This window comes from Actomonas aquatica, from assembly GCF_019679435.2.
In the GTDB taxonomy this organism is placed as follows: domain Bacteria; phylum Verrucomicrobiota; class Verrucomicrobiia; order Opitutales; family Opitutaceae; genus Actomonas; species Actomonas aquatica.
Genome location: NZ_CP139781.1, coordinates 3,151,874 through 3,164,703 on the forward strand (window position 1 = coordinate 3,151,874; position 12,830 = coordinate 3,164,703).

General features: G+C 67.1%; 11 protein-coding genes. 5 read left to right on the forward strand and 6 right to left on the reverse strand.

Annotated features, from left to right (window positions below; genetic code table 11):
- Positions 1-40 precede the first annotated feature (40 nt).
- Entirely contained in the window at positions 41-868 is an 828-nt protein-coding gene (locus K1X11_RS12375) for an arylamine N-acetyltransferase family protein (RefSeq protein WP_225919692.1), read from the reverse strand.
- A gap of 105 nt (positions 869-973) precedes the next feature.
- Here K1X11_RS12375 and K1X11_RS12380 point away from each other — a divergent pair, with 105 nt between their 5' ends.
- Complete coding sequence (locus tag K1X11_RS12380; protein ID WP_221032857.1) at positions 974-3,493, forward strand: ADOP family duplicated permease; 2,520 nt, start codon at positions 974-976, stop codon at positions 3,491-3,493.
- Positions 3,494-3,750: 257 nt separating this feature from the next.
- A complete protein-coding gene (locus K1X11_RS12385; RefSeq protein ID WP_221032856.1) occupies positions 3,751-4,416 on the forward strand; it encodes an RluA family pseudouridine synthase in 666 nt (221 codons plus the stop codon).
- Here K1X11_RS12385 and ligA read toward each other — a convergent pair.
- Positions 4,408-6,249 carry an NAD-dependent DNA ligase LigA gene (gene ligA / locus K1X11_RS12390; RefSeq protein ID WP_221032855.1) on the reverse strand — a complete coding sequence of 614 codons (1,842 nt, stop codon included), beginning with the start codon at positions 6,247-6,249 and terminating at the stop codon, positions 4,408-4,410. The two genes, K1X11_RS12385 and ligA, sit on opposite strands and share 9 nt — an antisense overlap.
- A gap of 52 nt (positions 6,250-6,301) precedes the next feature.
- Entirely contained in the window at positions 6,302-6,604 is a 303-nt protein-coding gene (locus K1X11_RS12395; RefSeq protein WP_221032854.1) for a hypothetical protein, read from the reverse strand.
- 230 nt (positions 6,605-6,834) lie between these two features.
- Here K1X11_RS12395 and K1X11_RS12400 point away from each other — a divergent pair, with 230 nt between their 5' ends.
- Positions 6,835-7,923 carry a sensor histidine kinase gene (locus tag K1X11_RS12400; RefSeq protein WP_221032853.1) on the forward strand — a complete coding sequence of 363 codons (1,089 nt, stop codon included), beginning with the start codon at positions 6,835-6,837 and terminating at the stop codon, positions 7,921-7,923.
- Between the two features lie 176 nt (positions 7,924-8,099).
- Here the strand turns inward: K1X11_RS12400 and K1X11_RS12405 are convergent, their stop codons facing one another.
- Together K1X11_RS12405 and K1X11_RS12410 are read right to left on the reverse strand one after the other, a co-directional pair.
- Positions 8,100-8,666: a nuclear transport factor 2 family protein gene (locus tag K1X11_RS12405; protein WP_221032852.1), complete on the reverse strand. Its 567-nt coding sequence runs from the start codon at positions 8,664-8,666 to the stop codon at positions 8,100-8,102.
- Positions 8,667-8,753: 87 nt separating this feature from the next.
- On the reverse strand, positions 8,754-9,524 hold the full coding sequence (locus K1X11_RS12410) for a PEP-CTERM sorting domain-containing protein (protein ID WP_221032851.1): 771 nt from the start codon (positions 9,522-9,524) through the stop codon (positions 8,754-8,756).
- 205 nt (positions 9,525-9,729) lie between these two features.
- Between K1X11_RS12410 and K1X11_RS12415 the strand changes: the two genes are divergently transcribed.
- Complete coding sequence (locus tag K1X11_RS12415; protein ID WP_221032850.1) at positions 9,730-11,322, forward strand: N-acyl-D-amino-acid deacylase family protein; 1,593 nt, start codon at positions 9,730-9,732, stop codon at positions 11,320-11,322.
- A 7-nt stretch (positions 11,323-11,329) separates the two neighbouring features.
- Here K1X11_RS12415 and K1X11_RS12420 read toward each other — a convergent pair whose 3' ends face one another.
- The gene (locus K1X11_RS12420) at positions 11,330-12,280 is read right to left on the reverse strand and encodes an AraC family transcriptional regulator (RefSeq protein ID WP_221032849.1); all 951 of its coding nucleotides are present in this window, start codon (positions 12,278-12,280) and stop codon (positions 11,330-11,332) included.
- 75 nt (positions 12,281-12,355) lie between these two features.
- Between K1X11_RS12420 and K1X11_RS12425 the strand changes: the two genes are divergently transcribed.
- On the forward strand, positions 12,356-12,814 hold the full coding sequence (locus K1X11_RS12425) for an ester cyclase (protein WP_221032848.1): 459 nt from the start codon (positions 12,356-12,358) through the stop codon (positions 12,812-12,814).
- The last annotated feature ends 16 nt before the right edge of the window (positions 12,815-12,830 follow it).

The window sequence follows — 12,830 nt, forward strand, 5'->3', positions numbered from 1 at the left end:
CGCACCCGACCGGGAATGCAAAGCCAGAAGCCAACTTCCCTCACGCGTCCGGCGTCTCCGTCACCGGCGGCAGCTTCACCGCCCGCACGCCCGGGTCCTCCGCCGGCAAACCAAACGCCTCCACCAGCAATGCCCGCAACGCCGCCTCATCCGCGACCTCACGACGCTGCTCCACCCGCCCATCGACGTAGCGTTCGTGATACTCCCGCCCGCGCAGAACCCGCCGATGATCGGCCTGCACCGACGTCACGATGAGCGCATTGCGAAAGAGCGAATCGGGATGCGTGCTCGTAAACCAGTTGGCCACCCGCACATCGACCGGAAACACCGGCGTGAGCTCCACGATGTAGACATCCGCCCATTTCCCGGGCGCCAGCTCCACCTCCTGCAACACCGTGCCGTCAGCCCGCCGCGAGAGGCGCCGCCGATCATGCGACGTCGCCTGCACCTCCGCCGTATCCAGCCGCAGCGGTGCCGTCGCCCCGATCCCACCGAAGCCCGCATCCACCAGCCACTCGGCCCCGTCCACCGTCACCCGCAGACACAGATGCGAACGTCCGGTCACGATCTCCGCCGGCACTTGCCAACGCACCCGCGCCAGCATCGGCACCACCGTAAAACCGAGCGCCTCCAGCGCCGCGCCCAACAGTGTGTTGTGCTCATAACAGTAACCGCCGCGCCGCGCCGTCACGAGCTTCGCCACGATGTCCGGCAGCTCCACCGACACCGCTTCGCCCGCCCACGTCGCCAGGTTTTCAAACGGGATCGCCGCCGCGTGGTCGCGCAGCACCTGCCGCAACACCGCCAGGCTTGGCGTGCGTTCACCGGCGTAGCCGATGCGTCGCAAATAAGCGTCGAGGTCGAACATCACGCCCTTCGAAAACCCGCAAACCTCGCCGCGTGGCAACGGTCGATGTCGAAAAAGTTCTGCCTCCGTAAACAAATCCCGCCCACCGCGACGCGTCCCCCGGGTATGAACGCCGTCCGCCAAGCCCTGCGTCAGCTGCGCGCCCACCCGTGGTTCAACCTCCTCGTCATCGTGCTGCTGGCCTGCGGCATCGCCGCCAACACCACCATGTTCAGCTTCGTGCGTGGCGTCCTGCTCAAGCCGCTGCCCTACCCGCAGTCCGGCGAACTCGTGCTGCTGCGCAAACAAGCCGTCGGCGACGCCGCCCGCCTGCCCGGAGGTGGCGCCATGGTGATCGACAAGGAATGGCTCGCCTGGCGCGACGCCGCGCCCCCCGCCTTCCGCGCCTTCGCCGCTTACCGCAGCGGCAGCGCCACGCTCAAACTCACCGAGTCCGCCCACAACGTGTCCGTCACCCGTGTGACCGCCGACTTCTTCAACCTGCTCGGCCAACAACCCGCGCGCGGACGCCTCCTGCAACCGTCCGACCTCGTGCCCGGCGCCACTCCGGTCGCCGTGCTCAGCCACGCGTTTTGGCAAAGTCGTTTCGGCGGCGACGAGGCCGTGCTCGGCTCGGTCCTGCGCCTCGACGACGAGGCCGTCACCGTCGTCGGCATCCTGCCCGCCGCCTTCAAATTCATCGAGCCCGCCCAACTCTGGTTGCCGCTCGTCGTCCACGAAGCCGCCAGCTCCGGCGGAGACTCCGGCGAACATGAAATCGTCATTACGATGCTCAGCGCCCTCGCCCGCCTCCAACCCGACGCCTCCCTCGAAGCCGCGCAGGCTCAGCTCGAACAAGCGTCCGACCGCATGTGGTCCACCTTCGGCGACGGCGGACCCGAGGGCGCGCCCTCTCTGCGCGATATGCTCGCGCCCCTGCGCGGCGGCCCCGCTCAGGCGATCGCATTGCAGGAATACCTCGCCGGTGACCTCCGCAGCACGCTCTGGCTGCTGTTCGGCGCAGTCGGCCTCGTGCTGCTCATCGGCTGCGTCAACCTCGCCAACCTGCAACTCGCCCGCGCCGCCACCCGCCGCCACGAACTCGCCGTGCGCGTCGCCCTCGGCGCCAGCCGCCGCCAACTCGCCGCCGATCTGCTGGCCGAGACCACCCTGCCCGCGCTGCTCGGCGGCGCCCTCGGCCTGCTGCTGTCGTATTGGGGTATCCAACTTGTGGGCACATGGATGGCCGACCAGTTGCCCGACCTGCTCGAGATCGGCATCGATGGCTGTGTCGCCACCTTCACGCTGCTGCTCGCCGTCGGCACGGGGATCGGCTTTGGCCTCGCTCCGGTGTGGCAGATCCGCCGCCTCGACGCGTCGTCCGCCCTGCACAGCGCCGGCCGCACCGGCACCGGCGCGCCCACGCCCGCCCGTTGGCGCCACACCTGCATCGCCCTCGAGGTGGCGCTCGCCCTCGCGCTCGCCGCCAATGCCGGCCTGCTGCTGCGCAGCTTCAACGCCCTGCGCGCGGTCGACCTCGGTTTCCATACCGCGGACGTGCTCACGCTGCAGCTACCCACCGACACCACCCTGCGCCCCGAGCAGGCCATGCACCTGCCGCCCGAGGTCCTGGACCAGATCCACAGCCGCGCCCGCGACCTGCGCAACCGCTACCTCGATGTGCTCTCGCAGGTGCAGGGCGTAAGCGTCGCGTCGATCGCCAACCGCGCGCCGCTCGACGATTTTAACCTCATGTTCATGTCCGACATAGAGGGCTATGAACCCGACCTGTTGGCGCCCCCCGCTCCCCTCACCGCCACCGCGATCGACGCCACCTACCTCGACGCCGTGGGCATGGATCTAATCGAAGGCCGCAACTTCACCACCGCCGACGGCGTGGGCGCGCCGCCCGTGGCTTTGGTCAACGAGGCCTTCGTGCGCCAATACTTCCCCGGTCAAAGTGTCGTCGGCCGCCGCCTCGCTTCGCCCGACAGCACTCAGGCCGAACTCGCCACGATTGTGGGCGTCGTTGGCGACACCCGCCGCAGCGCGCTCGATAGCTCGCCGCAGGCCCACGTCTATTTCCCCTTCGCCCAGTGGAGCCAGACCCGCCTCACCGCCTTGCTGCGCGTCACCGGCGACCCCGACGTCATTGCGGCCGGCGTGATCGAAGCCCTGCGCCGCTTCGACGCCACCAAACCCTACGACCAACCCGTCGTGCTCGAGTCGCGCCTCAACGCCACCATGGGACCGCGCCGCCTGCTCATGGGCCTGCTGAGTGGATTCGCCGCGGTCGCCATCATCCTCGCCGCCCTCGGCATCCTCGGCGTGATGGGTTACGCCGTCACCCAACGCACCCACGAGTTTGGGGTGCGCATGGCGCTCGGCGCCGATCCCCGCCGCATCCTCACCCAAGTCCTCGGCAGCACCGGCCTCGCCATCGGTGTCGGCCTCCTCGCCGGCCTTGCCCTTACCTTCGCCACCACCCGACTGATTTCCGCCCTGCTCTTCGGCGTTGGCCAAAACGATCCCACCGTGCTCGCCACCGCCTGCCTCGTGCTGGGGGCCGTCGCGCTGCTGGCCGCACTGGGCCCGGCCTGGCGCGCCGCCCGCCTGAACCCCGTGGACGCCCTGCGCGCCGACTAGTTCTCCCTAGCTATTTTCACCACCGATAGACACGGATGAATACGCCTTGGCGTCCGTGAGTAGCTGCGCTTGAACCGAAGGTGAAAGCGTGGCCCGAAGGCGCCCCCGCTCTCACTGCGTTCCAATACCGTCACTGCTCAGTAGGCCCGGGCTTCAAAGGCCATAATCCGTGGATATCCGTGCCATCTGTGGCCCCTCTTCCCCCTAAAAAACGTTCACAAGCGGCGACGGGCCGCCACGCTGCGTGATTCCGCACCGTGACTTCCGCCGCCGCTCTGGACATCCTCTTCGAAGACCGCGACCTGCTCGTGGTCAACAAACCCTCCGGTCTGCTGACCGAGGGTGGCGGCGACCGCGAACCCGACCTCGAACAACGTGCCTCGACCCACTGCCGTCGCCCGGTGCACGCCTGCCACCGCCTCGACCGCCTCACCAGCGGGGTGGTGCTGCTGCGCAAGACCGCGCGCCTCAACACTGCCCTCGCCCAACTCTTCGAAGGGCACCGACTGCGCAAAACGTATTGGGCGCTCGTCGACGGTGCCTGGGATGCGCGTATTCAGAAAATCGAGACACAGATCGCCCCTGCAGGCCCGGGTCGCTGCGCCAATGTCACCACCGGCGGCAAAACCGCTCTCACCACCGTGCGCGTGCTCGGCCGCGACGCCGGTCGGCCCGCCCGCACCTGGCTGAGTCTCCTGCTCAAAACCGGCCGCACCCATCAGGCGCGCCTGCACTGCCTGCACGGGGGCTGCCCGGTCCTCGGCGATCCGCTCTACGGGAGCTGCCCCGCCGACGCCCCCGTCTTTGGCCTGCACGCCCGCGAGCTGCGCTTCCCTCACCCCGCCACCGGCGAAGCCCTCACGCTCACCGCCGAGCCCCCCGCCAGCTGGGCTCCTTTGCTCGAGTCGCTCCGCTCAGGGTGACACCAACTCATCGGCGAGTCGGGCGATCTCCGTGCGCACCGCCGGTTCACGCAAAACCCCGCGCACGTCCGCCGCCGTCGCCGGCCCCAGCACCGCCAGCGATTCGGCCACCGTCGTGTCGTCGAGCAAATCGCCCAACTGGCGGAGTCCGTTGGCCAAAGCTTTGGCGCCCGCCGGTCCCACGCCGGGTAGGCCAAGCCCGACCAACACCCGCCGCAGCGGCGTGCTACGGCTTTCCTCGATTGCCTCCAACAAGCGCTCGGCCGAGCGCTTGCCCACCCCGGGCAATACGATCAATTGCGCCGACTCGAGTTGATATAGATCGGCCGGCGACCGCACCAATTCCGCCGCCACCAGTTTGTGCGCCAGGCCCGGACCCAATCCGCGCACATAGGCCGCCGACCGAGAGGTGTAGTGCAAGAGCCGCTGCACCGTTTGCTCCGGGCACGCCCGGTTGGCGCACACCAGCTGTGTATCCTCACTTTCACTACGCAGGGTCTTCCCGCACGACGGACACACCTCCGGCAAGGCGTAAGGCCTAGCGTCGACCGGCCGCGCGTCTTCGTCGACGCCGGCGAGTTGCGGGATGATCTCGCCCGCTTTCTCGATCCACACCGTGTCGCCGATCCGCAAATCGCGGCGGCGGATCTCGCCGGCATGATGCAGGGACGCGCGCGAGATCGATGCACCGCCCAGCACCACCGGATCAAACTCCGCCACGGGCGTGAGGCTGCCGGTGCGACCCACCTGCCAGGAAACGTCGCGCAGCACAGTTCGCGCGCGCGGTGGCACAAACTTGCGCGCCAGCGCCCAACGCGGCGCCGTGGGTCCATCACCGATACGGCGCTGCAGCTCGGTATCGTCGACTTTGATCACCACGCCGTCGGTCGGATAGGCCAACTCACGACGGGCGAATTCGGCGATGGCCACGTTGAGATCGGCGACATCGTCCGCCTCCACATAAACCGCCTCGCTCACGAAAGGCAGCGCGCGCTCCTCCAACCAACAGTGAAAGGCCGAAACCGATGCCGGGGTCGCTTCGTAGGGTTCCACCGCGCCCCAACCATGAAACACCAGCGAGAGGCGGCGCTGCGCCACGAGTGCCAGATCTTCGAGTTTGATCGCCCCCGCCGCCACACTGCGCGGATGCCGAAACGGCTCCTCGCCCCGGGCGACACGTTCGGCGTTGAGCGCGGCAAAATCGTCGTGCGTCAGATACACTTCGCCGCGTAGCTCGATGCTTTGCACCGGCACCGGGTCGGGATCCCAACCCGCGCTGTAGTGCAGGCCGCGCATCGAGGCGATTTGGCGAGTCACCTCCTCGCCGCTGGCGCCGTCTCCGCGCGTGGCCGCACTCACCAACCCGCCCGCCTCCAAGCGCACGTTGACCGCCACGCCGTCGTATTTCGGCTCGATCACAAAACGCAGCGGCCCGTCCCCGGCAAAGGAGCGCACCCGCGCAAAATAGTCGGCGACCTCCGCTTCGGTGTAGGCCTTGTCGAGACTCAGCATCGGCAAGCGATGCGCCACCTGCGGCCACTCCCCCGTCGTATCGTCGCCAAAGCGCGCGGCCTCGCTCGGCGCCATCCCGGCCTCCTGTTCGAGGCGACGCAGCTCCAGCTTGAGCAGGTCGTATTCGTAGTCGGTGATCTCGGGCGCGGCGCGCTGGAAATAGAGTTCGTCGTGGTGGACGATTTCCTCGCGCAACGACTCAATGCGCGCCGCCAGGGCGGGTTCGACCGCACCGGCAATCGAAGCCAGCAGGAAACCGCACAGGCCCGCCAACAGCAGGGACCAGAGTAAAAAGACGGTGGTGCGAAATGCGCTCCTCACGCCCCTGTAACGGGGTCAGACGGCGCGTTCTTACAAAAAAGTGCTCCAATCCTCAGTTCGCGCCCGCCGTGCCGGCTGCGCTCGCATCGCCACCACCGTCGCCGGATTTCGCCGCGTAGTGGGGAACGATCACACTGAGGTGGCCATTGATGATCTTCTGCACTGCCGCGGCAGGCAGCCGCGCTTGCGTGGCATCTCCCCGGTGCAATTCGAAGATCGCCACCAAGAGCGCGAGCTCGATGTCGGCTTTCTTGGGAGTCACTGCCTTCATCTGCGCCAACAACTCCAGCGCCTTCTTCTCGGCGCGTTTGTAGTCGGCGAATCCTGCATCCTGATTGGCGGCATCACTACTCATGCCTGCAGAGGCCGGAGTGCCCCGCGGACGGCGTCAAGGCCACAAGCCCGCGACCGCCCACCGCCCTACGGTGAGTCCGGGACCTCCGGACGTGTCACACCTGTTGTTTCAGGTTTTTTCATCAGTTGCAGGCTCGCTTTGTGCAAAGGCGGTTTTAAAGGTGCAAACGCACGTCAAAACAGATCGGGAATTCACCCCATTTTTCGCTCCTCCTTCCTCCAACCCGCCCAATGACCCAGACGACCGAATCGCGGCTCATTTTGCTCGTCGAAGACCACGAGAATTTTCGCGCGATGGTGGTGGAGGTCCTTTCCGAAGCCGGTTACCGGGTCATCCCCGCCTCCTCCGGTCAGGCCGGTCTGGCCCTCGCGCTGGATCACAACCCCGACCTTATCATCACCGATCTGCGCATGCCCGGGATGTCGGGTTTCGAGTTTATCGAAGAACTCAAACGTCGGCGCCGTTTCGCGACGACGCCGGTGATCGTGCTCACCGCCCTGTCCACGCCGAGCGACACGCGCCTCGCCATGAACGCGGGCGCCGATGACTACATCACCAAACCCGTCAACGCCGCCGACCTGTTACGCTCGGTCTCAGCTCGCTTGGAAAAACGCGACCTCATCGAAGAGCTCGACGCCTTTGCCCACACCGTCGCCCACGATCTGCGCTCGCCCATCGCCATGGCGCTGGGTCGCCTCGAACTCGCCGCCATGCGACTCGGCGAAAACGACCTCACCCGCCTCGGCGAAAACCTCACCGAAGCTCAAGCCTCCGTGCGCCGCCTCGGCGACATTGTGGATGAGATGCTGCTGCTCGCCAACGTGCGCCGCTCCACCGTGCGCTTCGCCCCACTCGACATGCACGAGATCGTCACCGAAGCCGTGCAGCGCGCCGGCAACTACCTGCGCACCGCCAAGGCCGAACTCACCGTGCCCGACACGTGGCCGACCGCGTTTGGCTACGCGCCGTGGATCATTCACGTCTGGTTCAACCTCATCACCAACGCCGCCAAATACGGCGGCAACCCGCCACGCATCGAGCTTTCCAGCGAGACACCAAACAACGGCGGCTGCATCCGCTTCATCGTGCGCGATTTTGGTCCGGGCCTGAAGGCCAGCTCGGCCGCGAACACCTTCACGCCCTTTGCCAAGATCCCACAGCAACGCGGCAAGGGCCACGGGCTCGGTCTGTCCATCGTGCGCCAGATCATGACCAAGCTCAACGGCAGCTGCGGCGTGCAAAGCGCCTCCGGCGAAGGTGCCGCCTTCTGGTTCGAGTTGCCCCCGGCCCCCGCCGAAGACGCGGTGGTCAACGCCTGACGGTCGGCGTTTCGCGCCGCCGCCCAAGTCGACTGCCACCACTCCGACGAACGCGGGCGACACGCCCGCGGCTACATCCCCGGCTTGCTGTAGCAGCGGCCGTGTCGGCCGCTTTGTCTCCTGCGTGGAATGCCTTGCTGGTCTATCGCGCGAACGCCTCGACTTTGCCCCCCGCCCTACGGCGTGCGACTCTTCGGCGTGTCCGGCCACGGAAACGGCGGCGCATCCTCCTGCACCGGCAACTCACCGCGCGCCTGCATCCGCGGCACCCGCCCGTCGAGGTATTCCTTCCACTCCAAGATCTGCCCGTCCTGCACCATACCCACCGCCACCGTGCCCGACGCCGACCGAAACCCGGTCTCTTTGTTCGTCGCCGCAAACTTGTATTCCACGCAAAAGTGCGCGCCGTCGATCACCAGCCGGTGCACCCGCAAGGTCGCCGAGCTGAAGTCGCGATTCCACTCGCGAAAGGCGACCAACGCCCCGTCGCGATCGAGTCGTTTGCCCGGATAAGCAAACACCGAATCCGGATGCAGCGTCGCCAAAAACTCGGCCTCATCGCCCGTCTCCCACGCCCGCGCCTGTCGCTCGACGAGCGCCTGCACCTCCGCCCGACTCGGAGCATCCTCCGCCGTGGCGGCTGCCGCGCGCAGCCCTCCCAGCATCGCGCAGCCTACAAAAGCGAGCACGAGCGCGAGCATCCACCCGCGTCGCGACCGGGCCATCATTGTCGTCGAAGTCATGTTGTTCAGCACGCCCGACGCACAGCAGGAACGGGCCCAATCCTCGCCGCAAATCGCCGTGATTTGTATAGCGCAAGATAGCGCGGATCACGCCGCCGCCAACGCCTGACGGCGCCGGCGGTGCCACCCGGCCGCACCCAATACGACCAGCCCCGCCATCATCGCGTAGGTGGAGGGTTCCGGCACGGCCGACAGCGCCACCGCGGCCACGTCGATGCTCACGCCCGAGCCGCCCGTGCCCAGAAAGAGATAACTGTTGGTGGCATCCAGAAAGTCCAACGTGTCCGCCACCGAAAAGGACTGGGTAAGCTCGACCGAGGAGCCCTCCACCAGCGCGTTGGCATCAAACTCCATCGTGAAGGTGTCTCCAATCCGCGTCAGCACCACCATGTGCGTGCCACCTCCCGGGTTGAGCAGGTTGGACGATTCCTGGTGAGTCCCCGCGGACGCACTGATGTCGTAGAGCAACTTTTCCCCGCTGAAGTCCGGCGCCGTCGCCCGGAAGTAGATCGCCGTGTGTGGCTCATGGAAAAAGCTACCATCCGGCAGACCTGAACCGAACCCGACAAACATGGACTGATTGGCCCCGCCGCTCTCGGGTAAGGTGAATTGCACCATCATGCTGAAGTCGTGGTCGATGAAGTCGGACGCCGCCGTGCGGATATAAACCCGGTTCCCCGTCAGGTTGGTGGCGTCCCCATCAAACTGATACGTTCCCGGCGTGGTTTCCTCCCACTCGCTGGAAAGCGTTGGGCCGTTGAATTCTTCGAAAAACACGGAGGAAAACTGCGCCTGCAGGCAACCGGCCAACATGAAAAATGCGCACACGCGCAGCAGGGAAAAAAAGGAAGTTGTCATAACAAGGAGGGCGTTGAAGGGGGACGCGCCACGCATACCCACGTGGTGCCGCTGTTCACTCGCGGAACCGCGCCCCGCGAAAGTGTCACGACCGCCAAAATTTTTTGGCCGGCGTCGCCGCGGGGCCGGCGCGCCGCCGATCCCTAGCAAATTATATAGCGCAAGATATTGTGACGCCGCCCGCCGCGTGGGACGCTCCGCCACCATGCTTCCGTTCCTGCGGCGCGCCGCCTTCGTCTTTCTGCTCAGCCTGTTTGTCGGGGTCGCGCCGACCTTTGCCGCCGCGCCGACCTATGATGTGATCATCCGCGGCGCCCGCGTCCTCGACGGCACCGGCGCACCGTGGTTCTACGCCGATGTCGCCGTGCGCGATGGCACCATCGCCGTGGTGGGTCAGGTGCCCGCCGACGCGTCGGCCGCCACTCAAATCGATGGCCACGACCTCATCCTCGCGCCCGGGTTCATCGATCCGCACAGCCACGCCGGGCCCGCCCTCGCCACCGCCCAGCTCGCCGGCGCGGTGCCTTTGCTGGCACAGGGCGTGACCACCGTGTTCATCAACCCCGATGGTGGCGGCCCGACCGATCTCGCGCACCAACGCGAGGTGATTTTGGCGGAGCGTCCGGCGGTGAATGTTGCCCCGCTCATCGGCCACAACTCCGTGCGCACCGACATCCTCGGCCTCGCCGATCGCGACCCCACTGCGGCCGAACTCGCGGCCATGGGTGACCTCGTCGAGTCCGCCATGCGCGAGGGCGCGTTCGGGCTGTCGGCCGGTCCGTTTTACACCCCGGGCGCGTTTTCCAAAACGCCCGAGCACATCGCCCTCGCCACCATCGCCGGGCGTTGGGGTGGCGTTTACACGAGCCACCTCCGCGACGAGGGCGACTACTCCATCGGACTCGTCGCGGCGGTCGACGAAGTCATCACCGTGGCGCGAGAGGCGCAGTTGCCCGGCATCGTCACGCACATCAAAGCGCTCGGGCCGCGCGTGTGGGGGCTGTCGACCGAGGTCATTCAACACATCGAGGCGGCGCGCGCCGCGGGCGTGGAGGTATTCGCCGATCAATACCCGTTTGAGGCCTCGTCCACCTCGCTCGACGCCGCGCTCATTCCGGCGTGGGTGCGCGAGGGCGGCCGCGCCGCGAAGTTGGCGCGACTCGCCGATCCGACGCAGGACGAGATCATCCGCGACGGCATTGCCGAAAACCTCGATCGCCGCGGCGGCGCGCAACGCATTCAGATTCGGTCCTACGCACCGCATCCCGCCTGGGAGGGTCAGCGCCTCGACGCCATTGCCCGCGAACTCGGCGTCGATGCGATCGAGGCGACCTTGCACATCGTCAAAGCCGGCGGCGCGTCGATCGTGTCCTTCAACATGGCCGAGGCCGACATCGTCGCGTTCATGCGACAGCCGTGGACGATGACCTGCTCCGACGGCGCGCTCGTCGCGATGGGCGACGGGGTGCCGCATCCGCGCTCCTACGGCACCTTCCCCGAAAAGCTGCGTCGCTACGCGCTCGATGGTGATGCGGTGACCTTGGCGCAGGCGGTGCACAGCATGACCGGCCTGCCCGCCGCCGTGATGCGCCTGCGCGACCGCGGACTCGTGCGTCCGGGCCTCGTCGCCGATCTCGTGCTCTTCGATCCGGCGACCATCGCGTCGCGTTCCGAGTATCAGGACCCGCACCATCTCTCGGTCGGCGTGGAGTGGGTGTTGGTGAACGGCCAGATCGCGTGGCGCGAGGGTGCGTCGACCGATCAGCGCGCGGGCGCGTGGTTGCGCCTCAACGAGTGAGAGCGGCTTATCCGTCCGCCAGCACGCGCGCCCGGTGCTCCGACGGACTGATGCCGCGCACGCGTTTAAACGCCGCGCTCAACGCGTAGGGACTACCGTAGCCCACCTGCTCGGCCACCGTGCCGACGGTGGCGTCCGGTTCGCTCAACAGATCGGCCGCCAACGCGAGTCGCCATTGCGTAAGAAACGCCATCGGCGACTCCCCCACGATCTCCTGAAAACGCCGCGCCAACGACGCCCGCGATACGCCCACCGCCGCCGCCAGGCGCGCGAGCGTCCACGGCTCGGCCGGTTGTTGATGGATGAGCTTCAATGTGCGCGTCACCACCGGATCTCCCTTGGCCTGATACCATGGCGTGGCGCGGCTTTCGCCGCGCGCAAACCACGTGCGCAGCACCGCGATGAGCAGCATGTCGAGCAAGCGGTCGAGCACCGCCGCCTGACCCGGCGCATCCCGCGCCATCTCCGCGCTCAAGAGATCGACGAGTGGTGAATCCCACTCCGCCTGCTTCACCCACAGCAGGGGCGGCAGGGCGTCGCGCAGACGTGCGCTGATGTCGCCCGCCGAATCGTAGCTGCCCACCAAAAACAAAGTCGGCGCCGCCGGATCGTTGCCCCACGTGCGCACGCCGAGTTTGAGCTCCTCCGTGAGCGGTTGGCCATCGGTCCCGCGACAATCCTGCCCCGGCAACACGCGAATGGTGGGCGTCGTGCCGGGCGTATCCGTCACCGTGTAGTTGCCCGGCGCGCGCGTGATCGCGACGTCGCCCGGACCGAGCGAAACCGCGTCGCCGTTGTCGTGGTGCATATGACAAGCGCCTCGCACCACCGCCCAGACTGTCACCGGCGATGCCGTTTCCATGCGCAGGCCCCACGGCGGCGCCATCAGCCCGCGCAACGCAAACGCACCGCGCGCCCGCGGTCCTTCCAACAGCCCACTGAAGTCGTCGGATTCCATCAGTTTGGACGATCACACATGAGGTTGAGCATTCTGGCCATGGCCGGTTCCCGTCCAGTCACATAGACTGTGGACATGAACACAACCTCTGCTTCCCCGCTCGCCGCCACCCCCGCCGCCCTCGTCAGCCAATTCATCGCCGACGTCTTCAACCAAGGCGACCTCGCCGCCCTCGAGCGCTACATCGCGCCGTCCTACCGCTACCACTCCCCCTCCGAGGAGCTCGTCGGCATCGCGGCCTTGCGCACGTTCATCGCCGATCTGCGGACGGCCTTCCCCGACATGCACGTCGCGGTCGTCGACCAGGTCGGCGACGCGCACAAAGTCTGCACCCGCGTCACGCTCACCGGCACCCACCGCGGCACCTTCGCCAGCGTTCCCGCAACGCAGCGCGCAGTGAAGGTCGACGGCGTGATCATCAGCGAAGTGAGCGCCGGGCGCATCACCCGCGAATGGGAGCTGCTCGATCAGCTCACCATGTTCCAACAACTCGGCCTGCTCCCCACCGAGGACGCGACCGCTTCCAGCAAGTAGCTGCGCTTGAGCCGCA